The sequence below is a fragment of the Deinococcus radiophilus genome (assembly GCF_020889625.1).
In the GTDB taxonomy this organism is placed as follows: Bacteria; Deinococcota; Deinococci; order Deinococcales; family Deinococcaceae; genus Deinococcus; species Deinococcus radiophilus.
Window position 1 is genome coordinate 514390 of the sequence record NZ_CP086380.1, and the last position, 20649, is coordinate 535038.

Consider the following 20649-nt stretch of genomic DNA (forward strand, 5'->3'; position numbering starts at 1 on the left):
CCCAGCCTACGCCTGCTTACCGCTGGGTGTACTCAGGTCCAGCCACATGGCGTGTGCCTGTAGCAACTGGCCGCCCACGCACATGGCGTTCGGCTCGGTGCCCCAGACCTGAAAGCCCAGCGATTCGTACAGCCGCCGCGCACCCTCCTGCGTCTCCATCACATCCAGGTGCAGACTCAGCACGCCGGGCAGCTCGCGGGCGTAGGCCACCGCTGTTCTCAGCAGCGCACCTCCTACCCCCTGACCCTGAGCGCGTTCCAGCACACCCATGCCGTAGATGTGGGCGCGGTGACACGAGCGGGGACTGTCCTCGCGGACCAGCGTGACCAGCCCGACCAGCTCGGGGCCGTCCCAGGCACCGAAAGTTATGTTGTTCGGATTCGGTTTCAGCCGGTCGGCCACGGCGCTGAGGGGACGGGTAGCAAACTCCTCGGCGTCGGTCAGGAAAGCGCTGGGGGCCTCGCGGAGCATCTGAAGCCGCGCGGCGTGATAGGCATCGGTATCGGCAGGGGCCAGTGGACGGATGGTCGGCATGGACCATGTTAGCGGGCCTGGGTCAGAGAGCAGCTAGGCCAAGTGGCTTACAGCGGTACGCCCTCAGTCTTCTGCAGGTGCCTTGTGGTCCTCTAGTTCGCCACTCTGCCGTACCGCTCCTAGCGCCAGCAGCGTTGCGACCACGTCACTCAGCCCGGCCAGTCCATACACCAGCTGATCGGTGCGGGTCAGGTCGTCGCTGAATCCCACCACCGGCAGCACATTGGTCGCCAAGACCCCCAGGGCCAGCGCCGCCGAGACGTTGAGCCAGTCGGTCAGCTGGGCGCGGGCGGCGCTGCCTTCGTGTGGTCCTTTGTCGGCCCAGCGCACCATCCAGAAAAAGACCATGTACCCCGCAACGATGTTGGCGCCCGTGATGGTCAGGATGGCGGTCAGGGCTACCGGATGGGCCTGTACCACGCCGCTGATGACGGCCACCAGGGTCAGCCCCCACATCACGGTCCGGAAGGCGGTGAGCAGAGGAAAACTCAGCCGCAGCGTCTGACGCACCCGGTCCAGATACTCGCCTCCGGCCACGCCGCGCCCCAGTGTCAGCCGCGCCAGCAGCAGCGCCCACCAGACCGTCAGCACGCCGCTGAAAAAGTTGTGCCCGGCGTCCAGTCCTTGCAGCAAGGGATTCAGCCCATCCTTGCCGAGCACGTACCCCGTGACCCAGAAAAAGGCCAGCACTTGCAGCCCCAGGGCGACCAGTGCCGCCGTACGCCAGGTTTTGGGTGACACCCTCAGCCCTCTAGTCGCTGGGTCAGCAGTTCGCGGACCTGGCCCGGATTGGCTTTGCCGCCGGTGGCCTTCATCACTGCGCCAAAGAGAGCGTTGATGGCTTTTTTATTGCCGCCCCGGACCTGCGCGGCGGTGCCTGGGTCAGCGGCAATCGCTGCGTCCACCGCCGCTTCCAGCTCGCCTGCACCTGCCTGGCCCAGCAATCCGCGTGTTTCGGCCAGCGCACGGGGAGCCTGGCCCAGCACCATGTCCGGCAGCAGGTCTTTGGCAGCGCGTCCGGTCAGGTCCCCGCTTTCGATCAGGGCGACCAGTTCGGCCAGGTGCTGCGGCTCCAGCGCTGAATCTTCCAGCGCCTGTTCGCCCAGCACGCCAGGCACTTCGGACAGCAGCCAGTTGCTCACCTTCTGGATGGGAGCCAGGCCGCCCTGCATGGCCGCGTCGAAAAAGCGGCTCAGGTTCACGTCCATGCTGATGGCGCGGGCGTCCGACTCGCGCAGGCCTGCGGCCAGGTAACGCTCTAGCTTTTGTGCAGGCAGCTCCGGCATCCGTGAGCGCACGTCCGCCACCCACGCGGAGGTGATGTGCAGCTCCGGCAGGTCCGGTTCGGCCATGTAGCGGTAATCGGCTTCGCCCTCCTTGGTCCGCATCAAGAAGGTCTTGCCGCCGCCCTCGTCCCAGCCGAGGGTGTCCTGGGTGATCGCTTCGCCTGCGGCCAGTCGGCGGGCCTGCCGCTGCCACTCGTAGGTAATGGCCCGCTCCACGCTACGGAACGAGTTGAGGTTCTTGACCTCCACTTTGGTGCCCCACGGTTCACCGGGCTGGTGCAGGCTGATGTTCACGTCACAGCGCATCTGGCCGTCCTCTGGGCTGGCGTGGCTGACGCCCAGCGCCCGCGCGATGGCCTGCACCGTCTCCAAAAAGGCGCGGGCATGGGGACCGCTCTTGATGTCCGGTTCCGTGACCATTTCAATCAGTGGCGTACCGGCGCGGTTCAGGTCCAGCTCGGAGTAGGGCGCGTAGGCGGGGTGCATCAGCTTGCCCGCGTCCTCTTCCAGATGCGCCCGCGTGATGCCCACCCGGCCACCCTCCACGTCCAGAAAACCGCCGTGCGCCACGGGCCTATCCCACTGCGACAGCTGAAAGTTCTTGGAGGAATCCGGGTAAAAGTAGTGCTTGCGGTGAAACTGCGTGACCCCTTCTACGGTGCAGTTCAGCCCCAGCCCGAAGCGCAGGGCCAGTTCCAGCGCCTCAGCGTTCAGCACCGGCAATGTGCCAGGCAGGCCCAAGCTGACGGGATCGGTGAAGGTATTGGGCTCAGCCCCGTGGTAGTCGGCGGGGCAGGCGCTGAGCAGCTTGGAGTGGGTCTGAAGTTGCAGGTGAACCTCCAGCCCGATCACGGCGCTGTAGCCGGTCTGCTGGAAAAGTGGGTCGGGCGCAGTCATGCCTAGCAGTTTAGGCGAGAATGACGCGGCCAGTCCAAGCAAAACAAAAGCCCCCCAGCCGGAGCTGAGGGGAGGAGAGAAGAGGCGGTGCGGGCCTGCACCGAGCCTCAATGGTGGGTTAGCGCCAGCTGCGGCACTGCCCTTCGCGGTCCCCGCCAACCCGGTTGTTGCTAAAGCTGTAAGTCCAGCGGTTGCCCTCGCATTCCACGTCGCCGTCTACCTGGTTCCCGCTCAGCAACAGGCGGCCCCGGTTGTTTTCAAATTCTAGATTGCCGTCTACCATATTGCTGCGGACTTCGGCTCCGGCCCCGTTTTCCAGAAGCAGGTTGCCGTTGATCACCGAAAAGCCGTAGCTGTTCTTGGCTTCAATGTTGCCCTCTACGGTGCTGCTCCGCAGGACCAGGCGGCCACCGCGTTCCACTTCGATGTTGCCCTTGATACGGCTACCCGTAATGGTGCAGGTTCCGCCGCTCACCTTGATATTGCCGTCAATGGTTTTGCCGGTAATCGGGCCATTGCAATTGATGTCGTCGGCCAGTGCGCTGGGCAGCAGCAAGGGGCAAGCTACTCAGTACTTTGTTCATGCCTCCATCCTAGAAACAGCTTTTGACCACAGGCTGAAAATTCTCCACTTTGCCCTAAAGTTTTCTTACTGGTCTTGCCAGCGACCATCCAGGTTGGCTGCTAGTCTGGGCGGGTGACTGATCCCGCGCCAGCTCTAGCTCCTGCCCCCGCGCCCAGTGCTGCGCCCACCGGAGTCACGGCTCTGGGCGGCAACCGTGCCGCGCTGACACTCCTGGCGGTGCAGGCCCTGGGTGCTCCGCTGCTGATGCTCCAGTTCGGGCTGGACGCTGTGACTGCCTTCCTGATCAGCATCACGGTGAATGTACTGCTGCTGCTGACGGTCTTCGGGCGCGAGTTCGCTGCCCTGCGGGCCGATTCACGCTGGCGTACGCCACCCAACTGGAGCCTGGCGCTGGCTGTTTTTATCGTGGTGTTTATCGCTTCTCGCGCCTGGAGTGCGGTGGCCCTGTCATTTTTCCCGCAGTTGCCCAGCGCCGATACGGTGCAGGTGCTGACCGGGGCGGGCAGCGCGGCCTGGCTGCTGGTGCTCACCGGAGGCGTGCTGGTCCCAATCATTGAGGAAATCGCCTTCCGGGGCCTGATGCTGCGTGGCCACGAGCGGGCGGCTGGCTTCACTGTGGCGGCGCTCACCACCAGTGCGGCTTTTGCGCTGGCGCACGGTGCCCCGGTGAGTGTGATCGGTATCTTGCCGCTGGCCTATGTGCTGGCACGATTGGCGCAGCACACTGGGAGTCTGTGGGACCCCGTGATCGTGCATGTGCTGAACAACGGCCTGGTCCTGGGGTTGGTCGTGGCACTGGGGGACCGCCTGCCGCTGGACGAGCTTTCCACGGCACAGAGTGAAGGTGCGCTGGAAAGCATGGGGCCGGCTGTGGGGCTGGGTGCCGCCGTCCTGGGTGCGGGGCTGCTGTGGGTGCTGCATCTGTGGCTGACTCCCAGGGTGGATCCCCAGAACCGCGCTGCCCCTGGTCCCTGGCTGAGCGGAGCCTACATCATCATCATTCTGTTCGGGCTGGTGTCGGCGGGGGCGACCTTTCCCGCCGTGGTGGACTGGGTGAGAGCAGCGGTGCAGGCCCTGCCACCCTTGCCTTTGCCTACGCGGTAGCGGTGATGCCCTGGGGAATGGAGTGCCCTAGATCAGTCGGGGCGCTCCATATTTTCCTGATCTAAAACAGACCCTGCGCCGGGCCCCAGAACCGCCACAGTGCCCAGACCCCAATCAGGAAATTCAGCACGAATTTGGCGGCCATGCCGGTCAGCAGGCCCACCAACGTACCGAAGGCGCTGCGGGCCGCTTCATCTACCGGGCGCCGGACCAGCAGCAGTTCGGCCAGAAACGCGCCCAGCAGCGGCCCCACCAGGATGCCCAGCGGCCCCAGCAACAGCCCGGCCAGGCTGCCGGCAACCGCGCCCCAGATGGCCTGTTTGCTGCCGCCGTATTTCCCGGCTCCCCAGGCCGAAGCCACGTTGTCCGCCAGGCTGGAGACGATGGTCAGCACCACCAGCACCGCTAGAAAGACCCCGTCTTGCCAGCCGCTGTAGCCCTGCAAAAAGACCCCGGCCACGCCGCCGATCAGCAGCAGGGCCGTGGCCGGAACCACCGGAATAAAGGTGCCGACCAGGGCGATTAGCCACAACACGAGGAAGACGACGAAGGCAAGCGACATGGCTGCAGGGTAGCGCCCGGAGTGGGAGAGATGCCATTTGAGATACAGTGCTGTTCATGCCCAAGCTCGTCCGTGACCGCATTCCTGAGCTGTTTGGCGGGACGGCTCAGCCCCTGGGAGAGGCTGAGTACCGCACTGCCCTGCGCGCCAAACTGCAAGAAGAAGTCCAGGAATATCTGCAGTCGGGCGAGGTGATGGAACTGGCCGACGTGCTGGAAGTGGTCTATGCCCTCTCCGAACTGGATGAGGTAGACCCAGCCCGCTTGGAAATCCTGCAGTCTGAGAAAGCCGCAGAACGTGGTGCGTTCCGGCGGCGGTTGTGGTGGTCACCCGACTGAGTTGCTCTCAGCTGTCCCCCAGCGCGTGTCTCAATATCCGGGCCAGGCCGCGTTATCCTAAGGCCATGTCAAAAGCTGTGATTGTGGCGGCGTCCCGCACGCCGGTCGGAAAATTGCTGGGTGCCCTGAGTGATGTGAGCGCAGTAGAACTGGGCACGGTTACCCTGGCCGAAACCCTGAGGCGCTCTGGCGTGGACCCCGCCCACGTCGAAGAGGTCATCATGGGTCAGGTCGTGCAGGCGGGCAGTGGACAGGCTCCAGCCCGTCAGGCCGCCATCGCGGCGGGCATTCCCCCCGAAGCAGGCGCCCTGACCGTGAATAAAGTCTGCGGTTCGGGTCTCAAGTCGGTCATTCTGGCCGCCCAGAGCATCCGCGCCGGGGATCAGCGGGTCGTGCTGGCTGGCGGCATGGAAAGCATGAGCAACGCTCCCTACCTGCTGCCCGGTGCCCGCAAGGGCTACCGTCTGGGGCACGCACAGGCGCAGGACGCCAACATGTTTGATGGCCTGTGGTGCTCCATCAACGACGAGGGCATGGGCATGACCGCTGAGCGCGTGGCCGAGAAGTACGGCGTCACCCGCGAGGAGCAGGACGCCTTCGCCACTGCCAGCCACCAGAAGGCGGTGGCGGCGAGCACGGAGGGCCGCTTCAAGGACGAAATCGTGCCGGTGACCGTCCGGGGCCGCAAGGGGGACACCGTGGTGGATACTGACGAAGGCCCCCGCAGCGACACCAGCGAAGAGACTCTGGCCCGCCTCAAGCCCGCCTTCAAACAGGGCGGCAGCGTGACCGCCGGCAACGCCCCCGGTCTGAACGACGGGGCTGCCAGCCTGATGGTGGTCAGCGAGGAGTATGCCCAGGCGCATGGCCTCAAGCCCCTGGCCGAAATCGTGGATTACGCCACCGGCGGCCTGGACCCCAAATGGATCATGATGACCCCGGTGCCTGCCACCCAGAAATTGCTTGAGAAGCTGAGCCTCAGCGCGGGCGACGTGGACCTGTGGGAACTGAACGAAGCCTTCAGCGTGCAGAGCCTGGCCGTCAGCCGTGAACTGGGCCTGGACCTGGGCCGCGTAAACGTGAACGGCGGCGCCGTGGCGCTGGGCCACCCCATCGGCGCCAGCGGCGCACGTATTCTGGTCACGCTGCTGCACGCTCTGCAGCAGCAGGACAAGGAGTTCGGTGTGGCGACCCTGTGCATGGGCGGCGGCAACGGCCTGGCGCTGGCCGTCAAGCGGTTGGACTGAGATGAGCGAAGTGCCTACCCTCTGGGTCGCCCACAGCCGCTACCTCAGGACCGGGGACGAGCTGACCGCCACCACGCCGCAGCACCGCGAGTGGCTGGATCAGCACTACCGCAGCGGCGTCTTCCTGACCAGTGGTCGCAAGCAAGACGGCACGGGCGGCGTGCTGATCTGCCGGTCCGACAGTGAGCAGCAACTTCGCGACCTGTTTGCCGGAGATCCTTTTGTGCAGGGCGGCTTTGCCGAGTACACCTATATTCCCTTTACCCCGGTCAAGCGGGGGAGGGCGCTAGAGCTGGACGGCGTGCCGCTGGTGGAGTGATGCCCGGTCAGGTGACATTGAGGGGCTTCGGGATGGTGGTCAATGACTACGAGTTTCCAGAGGCCCCGGTTACTGAAGGCAGTTACGACGCCAACTGGCTGGAGGTAGAGGTCAGCATTCAGACGGACCTGGGCGGCCTGCGGATGACCGAAGCCTGTGTGCTGACCTGGGAACTGGCGGGGTTGGCGGACCAGTTAGACGTCCTGGCCGCGCCACAGTTGCATGGACGCTGGCAAGCGGAGTTGAACCCGCTGGAGCCTTATTTCAGATTACGGTTCGTGCAGGATGAGACAGGGCTATTTTTCACCGCTACGCTGACTGCCCACGACACAGATTTGATCCAGAGCCATAAGGCGCAGTGGGAGATCGACCCAGCGGAACTTGAAGCGTTTCGCCAGCAACTGGCAGGTGTGATGCAAGTATTTCCGGTCAGAGGAAAGGCTTTCCTAGCCAGATGAACATTCGGCTCTCAGACCGAGCAAGAAGGAGTGACAACTATGAAATTTGGAGTCATCGGAGCAGGACAGATGGGCGGCGGCATCGCACAGGTGGCGGCGCAAAGTGGATTCGACGTGGTGGTCCACGACCAGAAGCAGGAGTTCCTGGACCGGGGCCGCGGCGTCATCGAAAAGAGCCTGGGCAAGCTGCACGAAAAGGGCAAGCTATCTGACACGCCTGAAACGGTGCTGGAGCGGATGCAATTCACCACCGACCTCGCGGACTTTGCCGACTGTGACCTGGTGGTGGAAGCCATCGTGGAGAACGAGGGCATCAAGAAGGAACTGTTCCGGCAGCTGGGCGATATCGTCAAGCCGGAAGGCATCCTGGCGAGCAACACCAGCTCCATTCCGATTACGGCGCTGGCGACCGCTTCGGGCCGGCCGGAGCGGTTCATCGGCATGCACTTCATGAATCCGGTGCCACTCATGCAACTGGTGGAAGTGATTCGCGGCTACCAGACGAGCGACGACGCCGCCCGCATCGTCACCGAAACCGCCGAGGCGATGGGCAAGACGCCGCTGGGCTGTAATGATTTCCCCGGCTTCGTCTCCAACCGCATCCTGATGCCGATGATTAACGAGGCCATCCAGTGCGTGATGGAGGGCGTGGCCGACAAGGAAGCGATTGACGGCATCATGAAACTCGGCATGAACCACCCGATGGGACCGCTCACGCTGGCCGACTTTATCGGGCTGGACACCTGCCTGGCGATCATGGAAGTGCTGCATCAGGGCCTGGGCGACGACAAGTACCGCCCCAGCCCGCTGCTGCGCAAGATGGTGCAGGCAGGGCTGCTGGGCCGCAAGAGTGGCGAAGGGTTTTACCGCTACAGCTGAGTGGCACTCCAAAGAGGGCGCGGTGGCGGGCAGCTTCCGCGCCTTTCTTTTCTACTCCTCCCCATGCCCCGGCGCGTCCATTTCCTGCAGGCGCCGCACCAGAAACACCACATCCAACCACCGCCCGAACTTGTGCCCCACCTGCGGCAGCCGTCCGCATTCGCGGAAGCCAAAACCCTCATGAAAGCGGATACTGCCGTCATTTTCTCCGTCCACTCCGCCGATCATGGAGTGGTATCCATCTGCCGTAGCCTGAGCGATCAGCGCCTCTAGGAGTTGGCTGCCAGTGCCCTGTCCCTGCGCAGCCGGAGCCAGATAGACCGAGTGTTCCACCGTGCGGCTGTAGCCCAGCCGGGGCCGAAATGGGCCGTAACTGGCCCAGCCCAGCACCTCGCCGCCGTCACCCACGCCCACCAGCACCGGGAAGCCGCCCGCTTGCCGCTCGGCAAACCAGACCTGGCGGCTCTCCAGGCTGACCGGGGTATGGTCGTAGGTGGCGGTGGTGTGCAGCACGGCATGGTTGTAGATGTCTAGGATGGCCGGGAGGTCGGCGGGGGTGGCCGGGCGAATCTGGGGCATGCTCAAGCATTGGGCCGGGGCTGGGCGGCTGTCAAGCGCTTCCGTTGCGGGACCTGCCTGCTTGGCCGGGGGCCGGCGCTCCATGCCAGCACCTCCGCGCACCCCATATCAGGCCTCAGGCCTCCGACTTCATCAAAAAAAGCCCCAACCAAGCAGCCGGGGCTATTGTCGCAGAGGGGCTTTATTTACGCATGCTGGGGTTCAGGATTTTCTTGCGCAGGCGGATGCTCTTGGGGGTCAGTTCCACCAGTTCGTCTTCGGCGATGTACTCCAGCGCGTCTTCCAGGCTCAGGCGGCGGGGGGGAATCAGGGTCAGGGCGTCGTCGGCGCCGCTGGAGCGCACGTTGGTCAGCTTTTTGTTCTTGCAGACGTTCACGTTCATGTCCTGTTCCCGGGCGTTTTCACCCACGATCATGCCTACGTATACGTCCTGGCCCGCGTCAATAAAGAAGTTGCCGCGGTCCTGTAGCTTCCAGATGGAGTAGGCGAAGGCCACCCCGTCTTCCATGCTGACCAGCGAGCCATTCTGACGGGTCTTCAGGTCGCCGGCGTAGGGCTGATACGAGTCGTAGACGTGGCTCAGGATGCCTTCGCCCTGGGTCATGCTCAGGAACTGGGTGCGGAAACCGAACAGGGCGCGGCTGGGCACCTTAAACTCTACGCGGGTGCGGCTGCCCTGCGGCTCCATGTGCACCATCTGGCCTTTGCGGGCACCCAGCACACCGATCACGGTGCTGGCATGCTGCTCTGGCACGTCAATCACCACATGCTCCACGGGTTCATGTCTCACGCCGTCAATCTCGCGGTAAATCACCTGTGGTGCGCCGACCTGAATCTCGAAACCTTCACGGCGCATGTTTTCCAGCAAGATCGAGAGGTGCAGCTCGCCGCGCCCCGATACCTTGAACTCGTCGGGGCGAATTTCTTCGACCTTCAGCGACACATTGGTCATGATCTCGCGGGCCAGGCGCTCGTTCAGCTGGCGGCTGGTCACGAACTTGCCTTCCTTGCCGGCAAAGGGGCTGGTGTTGGGCTGAAACACCATGCTGACGGTGGGTTCATCCACGGTGATGATCGGCAGGGCTTCGGGGTTGTTCGCGTCAGCCACGGTTTCACCGATGTTGGCGTCCTCGATGCCTGCCAGGGCCACGATGTCGCCGGCGCTGACTTCGTCCACTTCGATGCGTTTGAGGCCCATGTGGGTGAACGGCTGCACCACACGGGTCTTGGTCATGGAGCCGTCCTTATGGATCAGCTGTACGAATTCGCCCTTCTTGACGGTGCCGCGCTGCACCCGGCCCAGCACGATGCGGCCCAGGTACTCGGAGTAGTCCAGGTTGGTCACGACCATCTGGAAGGGAGCTTCCACGTCCACTTCGGGCGCGGGAATGTGCTCCAGCACCATGTCGAACAACTCGTGGAAGTCGTCTTTGGGGCTCTCAAGTTCCTTGAACGCCTTGCCTTCACGGGCGATGGCGTACAGCACGGGGAAATCCAGCTGATCTTCGTTGGCGCCCAATTCGGCCATCAGGTCGAAGGTCATGTCCACCACGTCGGTGGGGCGGGCGTCGCCGCGGTCGATCTTGTTGACCACCACGATAGGCTTGAGGCCCAGTTCAATGGCCTTGCGCAGCACGAAGCGGGTCTGAGGCATCGGGCCTTCGGCCGCGTCCACCAGGACCAGGCAGCCGTCTACCATGCCCAGCACACGCTCCACTTCGCCGCCGAAGTCGGCGTGGCCGGGGGTATCCACGATGTTGATCTTGACGCCCTTATATTCCACGGCGGTGTTCTTGGCCAGAATGGTGATGCCGCGCTCGCGCTCCAGGTCGTTGGAGTCCATGGCGCGTTCGGCGATTTCCTCACCGTGCTTGAGTTCCAGGGTTTGCTTGAGCAGCCCGTCTACCAGGGTCGTCTTGCCGTGGTCCACGTGGGCGATGATGGCGATGTTGCGGTATTCCATAAGGTTCTCCTTGAGAAAAGCCCCTCTCGTTGTCCCGTCAAAAGTAGCGGTCCCGGTTGTGCTGGCCTGGGACTGCGGGAGAGTGAAACGAGAGGCTGGGGCTGAATGGCGCAGGCACACGAAAAGGCCCACCGAAAAGGTCTGGCCGTGAGTGTCGGCACAGCAGGCGGGCCACACAGCCTCACAGTGTATCAAAAGTGAGCCCCCGGCGCGTCATTCCAGGGTCATGGGCCGGGGGAAAAATGGAAGTCGTTTGCTGCAGCAGGAGAGAAACGGCCGGGGCTGTTCCTCAGGGACTCAGGCATCCTAAGGTGCTCGGTGCCTCTCTGTACTCGCCCGCGCCGAACTTCTCCTGCAAATATTTGAGGGCCTGCGGGTCAACCCGTCCTCCTTCCACCCAGCGCTCTTCCAGGTTCTCGGTGCCGTAAAGCGCCCAGGCGGCGGCTTCGGTGGCTTGGTCCCAGGGGCCGCCCGCCAGCTCGCGCGCGTAGCCTTCGCGGACCAGCAGGGCGCGCAGCCAGGCCAGCTCCTCACCGCTCAGCTCACGGGTTTCCTGAGGCCGGTCGAACAGCAGCTCGTACAGTCCCAGCAGCCGTTCCAACTCGGCGCAGGGGTCCGGGTGGTCGTCGGCGCGCAGGTTGACCCAGTCGTCACTCAGGCCCGCGTAGCCCCGCCCCTGACCGGCGCACACCAGTGCCGCCGACTGACGGCCCCGCTTGTCGCCGCCCGCCGCGTCTCCGGCCTGGAGCGCGGCGAGGAGGCGGCGGGGCAGCGGCTGACCCTGCGCGCCCTGCCAGCCTTCCAGCGTGGCCTGCACCACTTCCGGCCCGGTCAGGATGTTGCCCTGAATGGCGTAGTCCGGCCCCGCGAGGCCCCCGGCCCAGCCGTGACATTCGCTGCCCGTAAAGGTCTGCGCCTGCCCGGTGGCGCTGATCAGCCCGAACTGGCGCTGCGCGATGTCGCCGTCTTCGCCCTCAAAGCGGGCCGACACCTGCTCAGGGCCAAGGCCCTGGCCCAGCAGCTCCAGCCCGCGCGGCCCAAAGGCGGGGTTGACATAGCTCTGGGTGGCTACCGCGCCCACGCCGAATTTCACGTACGGCACCACCGCGCCTACGGCCAGGAACTTGCTGGCGACGGCGACGCCCAGGTCGCCGGTCACAGGATCACGTCCTACAATTGAAAATGTCATGGTCTGGCCTCCTTGAAAGAGCAGACGGAAAAGACCCGGCTTGTCGGCCTTTTCCGTCCTGACGGCTGGGTTCAGTTCCGCTGAAAGATAAAGCCCTTGGGCACCACCACCACGCCGCCTTCGCTGACGGTCAGGCCGCGCGCGCGGTCATGCTCGTGGTTGTAACCGATCTTGGTGTTGGGCGGAATCTCCACGTCCTTGTCCACGATGACCTGCCGCAGCTGGCAGCCCCGGCCCACATTCACCGAGTCGAACAGCACGCACTGCTCCACCAACGAGTAAGAATTGATCCGCACGTCGCGTCCCAGCACCGAGTCGCGCACCGTGCCGCCCGAGACGATGACGCCCCCGGCCATGATGGTGTTGAACGCCTGCCCCTTGCGCCCTTCGGACTCGTGGACGAACTTGACCGGAGGGCTGAACTCGGAGGTCGTTCGTAGCGGCCACTTGGAGTTGTACAGGCCGTACTCCGGATTCACCGAGATCAGGTCCATGTTGGCCTCGAAGTAGGCGTCGATGGTCCCCACGTCGCGCCAGTAGGAGTTGGGCAGGTCCTGACCGGGAATCGTGTTCTGGTGAAAGTCGTAGGCGTGCACGTGATAATCGCTGCGTAGCGCATAAGGAATCACGTCCTGCCCGAAGTCGAAGCCCTGATCGTCGGCGTTGATGGAGTAGTCCAGCAGTTCCATCAGGGCGCGGCGGCTGAAAATATAGTTGCCCATCGAGGTGAGCGAAACTTCGGGATCGTCCGGAGTGCCAGGCGGGTCGCTGGGCTTTTCGAGAAATTCGGTCACGCGGTTCTCGCCGTCCACCTGCATGACCCCGAAGCGGTGCGCCTCGGAGCGTGACATGGGGAAAGCGGCGATGCTCACGTCGGCGCGGGCCGCGATGTGCTGCTCCAGCATGTGCTCCAGGTTCATCTTGTAGATGTGATCGCCGCTCAGGATGGCGATGTAGTCGGCGTCGAAGTCCTCTACCAGATTGAGGTTCTGATACACCGAGTCGGCGGTGCCCCGGTACCACGCGGACCCCAGTTCCTCGTACAGGGTCATCTGCGCCGGAACCACCGTGACAAAGTAGTCGGGCAAAAAAGACCCGAAGCGCCAGCCGCGCGAAATGTGCTCGGTGAGGCTCTGCGCCTTGTACTGGGTCAGCACGTACACCGAAAAAATGCCTGAGTTGATCAGGTTGTTGATGGCAAAGTCAATGATGCGGTACTTGCCGCCGAACGGCACCGAGGGCTTGGAGCGCAGCGAGGTCAGCGGGGCCAGCCGCGACCCCTGACCGCCTGCGAGGATAATGCCGAGAACACGTGGTTTCATGATTGCTGTTCCTTTCGGGTTCCCTGCCATTCACGGTCTAGACCAGTGCCAGCCGCGAGGTCTGAGTGCCGCAGTGGACTGGTTTCAGACATCGAAAACATGCGGTAGAGGAGATTTGTTTCATCCTAGCGGCCTGCCCGGAGCCTGTGGATGCATCAGGGCAGCCTAGTCATTCATCTGGCCTTGAGAAGCTGGTGCGCCCTCCCAGCCCAGAGAGGCTGGTGCGCCTTCCCAGCCCAGAGAGGCTGGTGCGCCTTCCCAGCCCAGAGAGGCTGGTGCGCCTTCCCAGCCCAGAGAGGCTGGTGCGCCTTCCCAGCCCAGAGAGGCTGGTGCGCCTTCCCAGCCCAGAGAAGCTGGTGCGCCTTCCCAGCCCAGAGAGGCTGGTGCGCTCACGCGCCGGTCAGGGCGCTACTGAACGTTGGTGGTCAGGAAGTCCCTCAAGGCCGCGTGACCCTCTTGAGGGCTGAGCAGCTCCGCGCCCAGTTGTGTGCGGATAAAGGTGCGCTGCCGCTTGGCGTAGCGGCGGGTGGCCAGGGTAATCTGCTCGGCAGCTTCGTCCAGTGTCCGGTGACCATGCGCCAGGGCCAGCGCTTCACGGTAGCCCAGCGCCTGCCAGGCGGTAGGCAGCGGTGTGGTGTCCGGGGCCACCTGCGCGGCCAGCCACTCGGCTTCGGCGGGCCACCCAGCAGCCAACATCTGCCGGGTACGGGCCTCTGCTCGCTTTTCCAGTTCTGACAATGGTGGACTGAAAGCGAAAACCTGGGCCGTGAACCGGGGAGCCTGGTGTCCGAAGTCGGAGGGAAATTGCCCGCTTTGGCGGTACACTTCCAGCGCCCGCACCACCCGGCGGGGGTTGCGCTCCATTCGCTCCAGCTGATCTGGCCGCACCTGTGCGATATCGGCCAGCAGCGCGTCCAGGCCGCGTTCCGCCAGCTCGGCTTCCAGCTGTGAGCGCAGCTTGGGGTCGGCGGCGGGAGCCAGTGGGAGCCCCTGCGTCAGCGCACGCAGATAAAAGCCCGTGCCGCCCACCACCAGTGGTCGGCGACCCCGTTCCAGCAAGTCCGTGATCACCGCTTCGGCTTCGGCGATCCACCCGGACACGCCGTAGTTCTCGGTCACGTCCACGACATCAAGCAAGTGGTGTGGCACCAGGGCACGCTCCGCCGCACGGGGCTTGGCAGTGCCGATGTCCAGGCCCCGGTAGACCGTAAAGGCGTCGGCACTGACGATCTCCAGCCTGAACTCCTGTGCCAGTTCCAGTGCCAGGGCCGATTTGCCGCTGGCCGTAGGCGCCGTCAGGACTGGGATGGGGGAGAGGCTCACAGGGCCGAGTGTAGCGCCCTGCCAGACCGGACTGACTTTCCTTCGAAGGACGGGAGATGCGCTAGCGTGAAGCCCATGAAAGAATCGACCCTCGCCCGGCTCCAGCAGTTGATGACCGTCCGCGAAGAGGCCGAAGCCCTGAGCCAGGGCGAAGCGCGCGGCTTCGTGCCGCTGGCCGACTGGCTGGATGAAGGCAGCACGCTGACCCTGCTGCTGGATGTGCCCGCGGTGGAGCCAGGCACGCTGGAAATGCAGGAAGACGGGGGCGTGCTGACGGTGGCTGGTGAGCGTGCCAGCCTGCCCCCCGAAGCGGGCCGCTTGCTGCTGTCCGAGCGGCGGGCTGGGCGTTTCTCGCGCACACTGGCCTTTCCCGAAGCAGTGGTGCCGGGCAGCGGTGAAGCCAGCTTGCAAGCAGGTGTGTTGCGGGTCCAATTTCGTAAACAGCACCCCACCATTGACGCCACCTACCGCGAGCTGGACGACCAAGACCTACAAGGAGAAACACCATGACCGAAGAAATTCGTGGCCCCAGAGACTACGGCGACCAAGACACCCGCGACCTGCAAGACATCCTAAAAATCGAAGGCCTGGTGGACACCGGCGGTGAAGCCAAGTTCCGCATTCAGAATGGCGAGGTTCGCCTCAACGGTGAAGTGGAAACGCGGCGGCGGCGCAAGGTCCGGTGCGGCGACATCATCGAGATCTATGATGAGCGCATTGAGGTGAACTGGTGAGTGACGGGTGGGAAGCAGCGCTCTTGACCTGGCAGGAGCACCGTGACCGGGGCTTCCGTGAGGGCCGGGGGCCGGTCAAGGGCGAGGCGCTGACTGACTTTACGGGCCTGCGCTTTTATCCCCCTGACCCTGCCTGGCACTTTGCTGCAGACGTAGCGCAGTTGGGCGACTTTCCACCCGAAATCGCGCTGGATACGCTGGATGGCGGGACGAAATGGTTTGGGGCCTTTGGCCGTGTAACGGTAACGTTGCCGGGTGAGGCGACTCCGCGTACCCTGACGCTGTACACGCCTTTAGGCGAGGAACAGCCTGCGGTGGCTTTCGTGCCGTTTCGGGATGCCACTTCAGGCCCGGAAACCTACGGCGGTGGACGTTATCTGGATGTGCCACTGGAATACAGTGCGGGTCAGGTTACGGCTCGGCTTGACTTTAACCGGGCGTATTTTCCGGCGTGTGCCTTTGCGGACGGCTACAGTTGTCCCCGGCCACCGCAGGAGCATGTCTTTCCCATCCCCGTGCGGGTAGGCGAACGGCTGGCCAAGTAACGCAGCTTAGAGGCTGCCTTCGGAAAATCGCGGGGGTGGGCGGCACCTCCACGGGTTGTCTGCGAGCAGACGGGTACAGCTCCGCAGGAGAGCAGGTAGACATAGACTGGCTTGGACCTCACACCCATGTTCCGGATCACCTCTAGTGGGCGGCGACGGCATAGTAAAAATCCTCTACTCCCTGTGCCCGCAACGCATCACGGCAGGCAAGCAGGGTAGATCCGGTCGTCAGAACATCGTCTACCAGCAGCACCGCACCTTCCGACAGCTGTGAAGCGTCCGCGACAAAGGCCCCCGAAACATTTTGCCGCCGCTGGTCGCCGCTCAGCTTGGCCTGTTGCTGGGTGCGCCGGACCCGCTGCAGTGCTTGGGGGGCGTAAGGAACTTGCAGGGTGTCGGCAATAGCTTCGGCCAGGAGTGCCGCCTGATTGAAGCCACGTTCGCGCTCGCGCAGAGGGTGCAGGGGAACCGGCACCACGCCGACGATCTGCCAAGCGTTCGGGATGGCGGAGGCCAAGGCTGTCCCTAATACCTCGGCCACTTCCCGTGCCTGGCCGTATTTGAGGGCGCGAACGGTTCGGCGCACTGGCCCCTGATAGCGGCCCAGGCTGACCAGATGGGGCACCGGACCGGGCGACAGCAGTGAGTACCGCTCGGTGTGGGGGCGCAGTTGGCTGCGGCAGCGTATACACAGACCCGCCTCTGAACCCAGCTGGGCACCGCAACCAGGGCAGGCACGGGGCAGGGCCAGCCGCAGCAGAGCACCGAGCTGTTCACGCAGGGCCATGTGTTCAGGCTAGCGCATTGGACAGAATCACGGCCTTCGGGGAACAGCACCCCAAATGCCTCCATTCCGTCCAATACTCTGTCTAAACTTACTCGTTCCACTCGGACAACGAATGGCAAATAACATGCCATTCTTATGTCACAGTGCTCTAGGGTAAAAGCACATGCGTCTGCACCTGATCACTGTCGGAGAACCCAAGCTGAAATATGCCCAGGCGGGCTGGGACGAGTACGAAAAACGGCTGCGCCGCTACCACAAGCTCACCGTGAGCCGTGTGGGCGGCAAGACCCAGGCTGCCGAGAGCGAAGCCGTGTTACGGGCGGCGGGCAAGGCTCCGCTGGTGCTGCTGGACCCACGCGGTGAGCAGTGGACCAGTGAAGGTCTGAGTGCGTGGCTAGACGCGCAGGCGCTGGGTGGTACGGGTGAACTGGCCTTTGCCATCGGTGGGCCAGAGGGGCATACCGAAGAACTCCGCGCCCAGGCGGCCCGGCTCTGGAGCCTGGGCGCGCTGACCCTGCCACATGATCTGGCGATGGTGGTGCTGACCGAAGCCCTTTACCGCGCCAGCACCATCAGCGCAGGAGAACCTTATCACCGGGGGTGAATTCTCCCGCAAGCGGAGCGGGGATCAATCACAGAGCCACTTCCGGGGTTGCCGTCACGCGTGGCAGAAGGCCGCTTGTAAATGGTGTGGACTGCTCTGGCCGCAGCAGAGTGGTTCTGGTTCCTGCCCCCCACAGGCCCTGGATGATCATCTGGGGCCTTGACCCTCCGTCACCCGTCTGCCATCCCAGGGGCGAAACCCTCCACCATCTTCGTCTCAATATTCTGCTGCGTAGGCTCGCGCTGCGGCGACTCGCTCCTGAATCTCCGGCAGGGTATCGCCGCCAAATTTCTCCAGCACGGCGTCGGCCAGCACCCAGCCAATGACGCACTGGAGGATGACCCCGGCTGCCGGTACTGCCGTGGTGTCGCTGCGCTCGCGGGCAGCGTCACTGGCCTCGTGCGTGACCACATTCACAGTAGGCAGCGGACGCATCAGGGTGGCGATGGGTTTCATGGCGACGCGAATCACCAGTTCCTCACCGTTGGTCATGCCGCCTTCCAGGCCGCCCGCGCCGTTGGTGTCGCGGCGGTAGCCCCGTGCCTCATCGCGGTAGAGGGCGTCATGCACCCCACTGCCGGGCCGAGCGGCATTCTCGAAAGCAGACCCGATCTCCACCCCCTTCATGGCCTGCACGCTCATCACGGCGGCGGCAATGCGGCTGTCCAGCTTGCGGTCCCAGTGCGCATAGCTGCCCAGGCCCACCGGCAGGCCCCGGAAGCGCACTTCCAGAATGCCGCCTAGTGTGTCGCCCGCCGCCTTGGTTTGGTCGATTAGCGCCCGCATCTGCCCAGCGGCGTCTTCGTCCCAGGTCCGCAGATCGCTGTTTTCGATGGTCTCCAGCGCGTCCCAGTTGAAAGGAGAAGCCACCTCTACCGGCCCCAGCCGCCGCACAAAGTTGGCTCCCTGAATACCGACCTCACCGAGCAGCTTCAGAGCAATGGCCCCCACCGCCACCCGCGCCGCCGTTTCCCGCGCTGAGGCCCGCTCCAGCACGTCGCGCAGGCCCTTGTGGCGGTATTTGATGCCACCGGTCAGGTCGGCGTGGCCTGGGCGGGCGTCCGTCAGAGCTTTCTTGCGCGGCCAGTTGCCGCTTTCCGGAGCCATGATCTCGGTCCAGTTGCGAAAATCACGGTTCTCGATGTCCAGGGTCACGGGCGCTCCGGTGGTCACACCACCGCGCACTCCACTCATCAGCTGCACTTCGTCGGTTTCGATGACCATCCGGCGGCCCCGGCCATAGCCACCCTGCCGCAGCCGCAGCCAGGGATCAATATCGGTCTTGCCCAGGGGCAGCTGTGAGGGCAAGCCTTCGACGATTGCGGTCAGGCGGGGGCCGTGAGACTCTCCGGCAGTCAGATAACGCACAGCCGCACTGTAGCGCAGCTGCCCAATAAAAAACCCCAGCCGCGAGGACTGGGGTAAGGACGGACGTGCCGTTATTCGATGATGTCGCCAGTAATGACAAACAGCATCTGGGTAGAGTCGCGGTTGGTGGACTGGTTGCCCGCCAGCGCGCCGATGCCCGGAATCATCGAGAAGAAAGGCAGACCGGCCTTGGTGTTGCTCTCGGTGGTGCCCAGCAGGCCCGACAGCAGGACCGTTTCGCCCGCCTTAAAGGAGATCCGGGTCTGCGCTTCACTGTTGGAAAAGCGCAGCAGGTAGGGCAGCGCACCAGGGGTGAGGGCGTCCTCATTCAGCAGGTCGTTGACCTGACCGCGCACGCGCAGGGTGATGGTGCCGTCGGGAGCCACGACTGGTTCGAAGAAGTCCAGAATGACGCCGTAGTCAATCACTTTCTCGATGCTGCCACCTTCGCCGTCGGGGATGTTCAGTTCCAGCTTGCCACCCGACTTGATGGTGGCGGCCGCGCCGTCGGAGGAGTTGCGGCTACCGTTGCTGGCTTCCAGGCTGCGCTGACCGCTCTGCATGGAGATCATGCCGTCATAGACACGCTTGGACAGCGACTGGGTTTCCAGGGCATTCAGGGTGGGGAAGATGTTGAACCCGACCAGCGACTGCGTAGGATCAAACGTAGCGGTCAGACCAGTAGGAGATGCTCCGCTGCCGACAATGCCGACCCGGAAGCCGCCGAATCCGGCCTGCCAATCCACCCCGAGCGAACGCTGGGCCGTCTCGGTGATTTCCTGAATGCGGACCTGCAGGTTCACTTGCGGCACCCGGACATCCAGGGTCGGAATCAACTCGGCAACTTGGGCCACCTGCGCTGCCGTGCCGCGCACGATCAGGGTGTTGGTCCGGACATCCGGGAGGATCGAAGCCAGGCTGGGTGACGCAACTGCGGCGGGTACTGCTGTGCTGACATTCACGTTGACGGGATTGTTGCCGGTGCTGGTGCCCACCGAGTTGCCTGTGGCGGCGGTGTTGGCCGCCGGGGTGCTGGTCGCAGCCGTCAGGTCACGGGCCAGGGTCGCGGTCAGCGTATCGGCCAAGTCTTTGGCATTGGCATTGACCAGTTGGAAAACGCGCTGAGTGGTTGCGCCAGCTGCCGGGTCAACCTGCATCAGGAAGGACATGGCTTCTTGCACCGTAGCCGTGTTGCCTTCAAGGACCAGTGAGCGTCCACCCGGCACCGCGCTGACCCGCAGGCCTGGGTATTGAGCCGCCAGGAAGGTCCGCAGGGCTGCGGCGTCGCTGTTGGCGGCATAGACTTCGCGGCGGGTCGCACCAGCGCCCGTACCGTACAGGTCTTGCTGAGCCTGCTGCTGAGCGGCCGCTGAGGCGTCCAGGTCACGTACGAACGCTTCGACCTCACGCACTTCTTGGTTGTTGCCGCGAATAATGACGCGGTTGGTCACGGTGTCGGCAATGACGCGTAGGGTCTGCGAGTCGAACTCGTAACGTACGGCGGGCGTGGCTGCTGTGCCCGTGTCGCCGCTGACCTGGGCCTGTCCCTGGGCGGCCGCTGGGCTACCGAAGAACACCTTGGCCCGCTCTACGACATAGTTGGCCTCGGCGGCGTTCAGGTCCACCACGCGCTGCACTGAAGCGTTGCTGACGCGTAGCACTGGTTGTCCGCCGAGTTGGGTGACCGAGTAGTTCAGGCCGTAGACGTCCATGAGGAGCGGCCAGACTTCGTTGAAGGGCTTGTCGCGGAACGAGTAGGCCACCGGACGTGGAGCGTCGGTACCCAGGGTGTCCACATTGACTTCTAGGACCAGCACGTACCCGGCGGCCTGAGCAATCGCGCCCAGCAGGCTGGACAGCGGACCCTGATAGCGGCCCGTCTCGATGGTAATGCTGGCGTCGGACAGAGAGGAATCAGCGGCTTGGGTCTGCACCGGGGCGGCCAGTGGTTGAGGGGCGGCGGTCTGAGCAGCGCCCAGGCCGAGCGCGGCGGTCATGAGCAGAGCAGTGGCGTGTTTCATCATG

23 protein-coding genes are annotated in these 20649 nt (G+C 64.1%); 10 read left to right on the forward strand and 13 right to left on the reverse strand.

Features of this window, described 5'->3' with window-relative positions; translation table 11 throughout:
• Positions 1-6 precede the first annotated feature (6 nt).
• The 4 genes from LMT64_RS02745 to LMT64_RS02760 form a co-directional block, all read right to left on the reverse strand.
• Positions 7-534, reverse strand: a complete 528-nt coding sequence (locus LMT64_RS02745; protein ID WP_126352511.1) for a GNAT family N-acetyltransferase — start codon at positions 532-534, stop codon at positions 7-9.
• 63 nt (positions 535-597) lie between these two features.
• Positions 598-1275: a hypothetical protein gene (locus LMT64_RS02750; protein WP_126352512.1), complete on the reverse strand. Its 678-nt coding sequence runs from the start codon at positions 1273-1275 to the stop codon at positions 598-600.
• Positions 1276-1277: 2 nt separating this feature from the next.
• Positions 1278-2717: an Asp-tRNA(Asn)/Glu-tRNA(Gln) amidotransferase subunit GatB gene (gene gatB / locus LMT64_RS02755; protein WP_126352513.1), complete on the reverse strand. Its 1440-nt coding sequence runs from the start codon at positions 2715-2717 to the stop codon at positions 1278-1280.
• 118 nt (positions 2718-2835) lie between these two features.
• A complete protein-coding gene (locus LMT64_RS02760) occupies positions 2836-3273 on the reverse strand; it encodes a bactofilin family protein (RefSeq protein ID WP_126352514.1) in 438 nt (145 codons plus the stop codon).
• A gap of 141 nt (positions 3274-3414) precedes the next feature.
• Here LMT64_RS02760 and LMT64_RS02765 point away from each other — a divergent pair, with 141 nt between their 5' ends.
• Positions 3415-4407: a CPBP family intramembrane glutamic endopeptidase gene (locus LMT64_RS02765; protein WP_229253327.1), complete on the forward strand. Its 993-nt coding sequence runs from the start codon at positions 3415-3417 to the stop codon at positions 4405-4407.
• A gap of 61 nt (positions 4408-4468) precedes the next feature.
• Here LMT64_RS02765 and LMT64_RS02770 read toward each other — a convergent pair whose 3' ends face one another.
• The gene (locus LMT64_RS02770) at positions 4469-4969 is read right to left on the reverse strand and encodes a DUF456 domain-containing protein (RefSeq protein WP_229253328.1); all 501 of its coding nucleotides are present in this window, start codon (positions 4967-4969) and stop codon (positions 4469-4471) included.
• A gap of 56 nt (positions 4970-5025) precedes the next feature.
• On the opposite strand from LMT64_RS02770, the gene LMT64_RS02775 reads away from it, so the two are divergent.
• From LMT64_RS02775 to LMT64_RS02795, 5 genes are all read left to right on the forward strand, one after another.
• Positions 5026-5307 carry a nucleoside triphosphate pyrophosphohydrolase gene (locus LMT64_RS02775; protein ID WP_126352516.1) on the forward strand — a complete coding sequence of 94 codons (282 nt, stop codon included), beginning with the start codon at positions 5026-5028 and terminating at the stop codon, positions 5305-5307.
• Positions 5308-5372: 65 nt separating this feature from the next.
• On the forward strand, positions 5373-6554 hold the full coding sequence (locus tag LMT64_RS02780) for a thiolase family protein (protein ID WP_126352517.1): 1182 nt from the start codon (positions 5373-5375) through the stop codon (positions 6552-6554).
• 1 nt (position 6555) lies between these two features.
• On the forward strand, positions 6556-6873 hold the full coding sequence (locus tag LMT64_RS02785) for a YciI family protein (RefSeq protein WP_126352518.1): 318 nt from the start codon (positions 6556-6558) through the stop codon (positions 6871-6873).
• Positions 6873-7331: a WapI family immunity protein gene (locus LMT64_RS02790; RefSeq protein ID WP_126352519.1), complete on the forward strand. Its 459-nt coding sequence runs from the start codon at positions 6873-6875 to the stop codon at positions 7329-7331. Before LMT64_RS02785 ends, LMT64_RS02790 begins: the two co-directional genes overlap by 1 nt.
• Positions 7332-7370: 39 nt before the next feature.
• Complete coding sequence (locus tag LMT64_RS02795; protein WP_126352520.1) at positions 7371-8210, forward strand: 3-hydroxyacyl-CoA dehydrogenase family protein; 840 nt, start codon at positions 7371-7373, stop codon at positions 8208-8210.
• A gap of 51 nt (positions 8211-8261) precedes the next feature.
• Here LMT64_RS02795 and LMT64_RS02800 read toward each other — a convergent pair whose 3' ends face one another.
• The 5 genes from LMT64_RS02800 to miaA all read right to left on the reverse strand — a co-directional run bounded on the left by LMT64_RS02800 (position 8262) and on the right by miaA (position 14586).
• Entirely contained in the window at positions 8262-8789 is a 528-nt protein-coding gene (locus tag LMT64_RS02800; protein ID WP_126352521.1) for a GNAT family N-acetyltransferase, read from the reverse strand.
• A gap of 181 nt (positions 8790-8970) precedes the next feature.
• Positions 8971-10752, reverse strand: a complete 1782-nt coding sequence (gene typA, locus LMT64_RS02805) for a translational GTPase TypA (RefSeq protein ID WP_126352522.1) — start codon at positions 10750-10752, stop codon at positions 8971-8973.
• Positions 10753-11041: 289 nt separating this feature from the next.
• Entirely contained in the window at positions 11042-11941 is a 900-nt protein-coding gene (locus LMT64_RS02810) for a DUF1028 domain-containing protein (RefSeq protein WP_126352523.1), read from the reverse strand.
• A gap of 71 nt (positions 11942-12012) precedes the next feature.
• Positions 12013-13263 carry a glucose-1-phosphate adenylyltransferase gene (gene glgC / locus LMT64_RS02815; protein WP_170166018.1) on the reverse strand — a complete coding sequence of 417 codons (1251 nt, stop codon included), beginning with the start codon at positions 13261-13263 and terminating at the stop codon, positions 12013-12015.
• 408 nt (positions 13264-13671) lie between these two features.
• The gene (gene miaA / locus LMT64_RS02820) at positions 13672-14586 is read right to left on the reverse strand and encodes a tRNA (adenosine(37)-N6)-dimethylallyltransferase MiaA (protein WP_126352525.1); all 915 of its coding nucleotides are present in this window, start codon (positions 14584-14586) and stop codon (positions 13672-13674) included.
• 75 nt (positions 14587-14661) lie between these two features.
• On the opposite strand from miaA, the gene LMT64_RS02825 reads away from it, so the two are divergent.
• From LMT64_RS02825 to LMT64_RS02835, 3 genes are read left to right on the forward strand one after another with little or no spacing between them, the layout of a single operon-like run.
• Positions 14662-15096, forward strand: coding sequence for an Hsp20/alpha crystallin family protein (locus tag LMT64_RS02825; protein WP_126352526.1), 435 nt, complete (start codon positions 14662-14664; stop codon positions 15094-15096).
• Positions 15093-15320: an RNA-binding S4 domain-containing protein gene (locus tag LMT64_RS02830; RefSeq protein WP_126352527.1), complete on the forward strand. Its 228-nt coding sequence runs from the start codon at positions 15093-15095 to the stop codon at positions 15318-15320. Before LMT64_RS02825 ends, LMT64_RS02830 begins: the two co-directional genes overlap by 4 nt.
• Positions 15317-15865: a DUF1684 domain-containing protein gene (locus LMT64_RS02835; RefSeq protein ID WP_229253329.1), complete on the forward strand. Its 549-nt coding sequence runs from the start codon at positions 15317-15319 to the stop codon at positions 15863-15865. The genes LMT64_RS02830 and LMT64_RS02835 overlap by 4 nt, the downstream gene beginning before the upstream one ends.
• 142 nt (positions 15866-16007) lie before the next feature.
• Here the strand turns inward: LMT64_RS02835 and LMT64_RS02840 are convergent, their stop codons facing one another.
• Positions 16008-16652, reverse strand: a complete 645-nt coding sequence (locus tag LMT64_RS02840) for a ComF family protein (protein ID WP_126352529.1) — start codon at positions 16650-16652, stop codon at positions 16008-16010.
• A 163-nt stretch (positions 16653-16815) separates the two neighbouring features.
• On the opposite strand from LMT64_RS02840, the gene LMT64_RS02845 reads away from it, so the two are divergent.
• Complete coding sequence (locus tag LMT64_RS02845; RefSeq protein ID WP_126352530.1) at positions 16816-17256, forward strand: 23S rRNA (pseudouridine(1915)-N(3))-methyltransferase RlmH; 441 nt, start codon at positions 16816-16818, stop codon at positions 17254-17256.
• 216 nt (positions 17257-17472) lie between these two features.
• On the opposite strand, the gene aroC is transcribed toward LMT64_RS02845, so the two are convergent.
• Together aroC and LMT64_RS02855 are read right to left on the reverse strand one after the other, a co-directional pair.
• Positions 17473-18624, reverse strand: a complete 1152-nt coding sequence (aroC, locus tag LMT64_RS02850; RefSeq protein ID WP_229253330.1) for a chorismate synthase — start codon at positions 18622-18624, stop codon at positions 17473-17475.
• Positions 18625-18695: 71 nt separating this feature from the next.
• Positions 18696-20648: a secretin N-terminal domain-containing protein gene (locus LMT64_RS02855; protein ID WP_126352532.1), complete on the reverse strand. Its 1953-nt coding sequence runs from the start codon at positions 20646-20648 to the stop codon at positions 18696-18698.
• Between the last annotated feature and the right edge of the window lies 1 nt (position 20649).

Coding starts and splice junctions, on each gene's coding strand:
- LMT64_RS02825 (WP_126352526.1), top strand. CDS start 14,662: ATGAAAGAATCGACCCTCGCCCGGCTCCAGCAGTTGATGACCGTCCGC.
- LMT64_RS02855 (WP_126352532.1), bottom strand. CDS start 20,648: ATGATGAAACACGCCACTGCTCTGCTCATGACCGCCGCGCTCGGCCTG.
- glgC (WP_170166018.1), bottom strand. CDS start 13,263: ATGAAACCACGTGTTCTCGGCATTATCCTCGCAGGCGGTCAGGGGTCG.
- LMT64_RS02770 (WP_229253328.1), bottom strand. CDS start 4,969: ATGTCGCTTGCCTTCGTCGTCTTCCTCGTGTTGTGGCTAATCGCCCTG.
- LMT64_RS02830 (WP_126352527.1), top strand. CDS start 15,093: ATGACCGAAGAAATTCGTGGCCCCAGAGACTACGGCGACCAAGACACC.
- LMT64_RS02840 (WP_126352529.1), bottom strand. CDS start 16,652: ATGGCCCTGCGTGAACAGCTCGGTGCTCTGCTGCGGCTGGCCCTGCCC.
- LMT64_RS02810 (WP_126352523.1), bottom strand. CDS start 11,941: ATGACATTTTCAATTGTAGGACGTGATCCTGTGACCGGCGACCTGGGC.
- LMT64_RS02800 (WP_126352521.1), bottom strand. CDS start 8,789: ATGCCCCAGATTCGCCCGGCCACCCCCGCCGACCTCCCGGCCATCCTA.
- LMT64_RS02775 (WP_126352516.1), top strand. CDS start 5,026: ATGCCCAAGCTCGTCCGTGACCGCATTCCTGAGCTGTTTGGCGGGACG.
- LMT64_RS02795 (WP_126352520.1), top strand. CDS start 7,371: ATGAAATTTGGAGTCATCGGAGCAGGACAGATGGGCGGCGGCATCGCA.
- LMT64_RS02780 (WP_126352517.1), top strand. CDS start 5,373: ATGTCAAAAGCTGTGATTGTGGCGGCGTCCCGCACGCCGGTCGGAAAA.
- LMT64_RS02745 (WP_126352511.1), bottom strand. CDS start 534: ATGCCGACCATCCGTCCACTGGCCCCTGCCGATACCGATGCCTATCAC.
- LMT64_RS02785 (WP_126352518.1), top strand. CDS start 6,556: ATGAGCGAAGTGCCTACCCTCTGGGTCGCCCACAGCCGCTACCTCAGG.
- LMT64_RS02845 (WP_126352530.1), top strand. CDS start 16,816: ATGCGTCTGCACCTGATCACTGTCGGAGAACCCAAGCTGAAATATGCC.
- gatB (WP_126352513.1), bottom strand. CDS start 2,717: ATGACTGCGCCCGACCCACTTTTCCAGCAGACCGGCTACAGCGCCGTG.
- typA (WP_126352522.1), bottom strand. CDS start 10,752: ATGGAATACCGCAACATCGCCATCATCGCCCACGTGGACCACGGCAAG.
- LMT64_RS02790 (WP_126352519.1), top strand. CDS start 6,873: ATGCCCGGTCAGGTGACATTGAGGGGCTTCGGGATGGTGGTCAATGAC.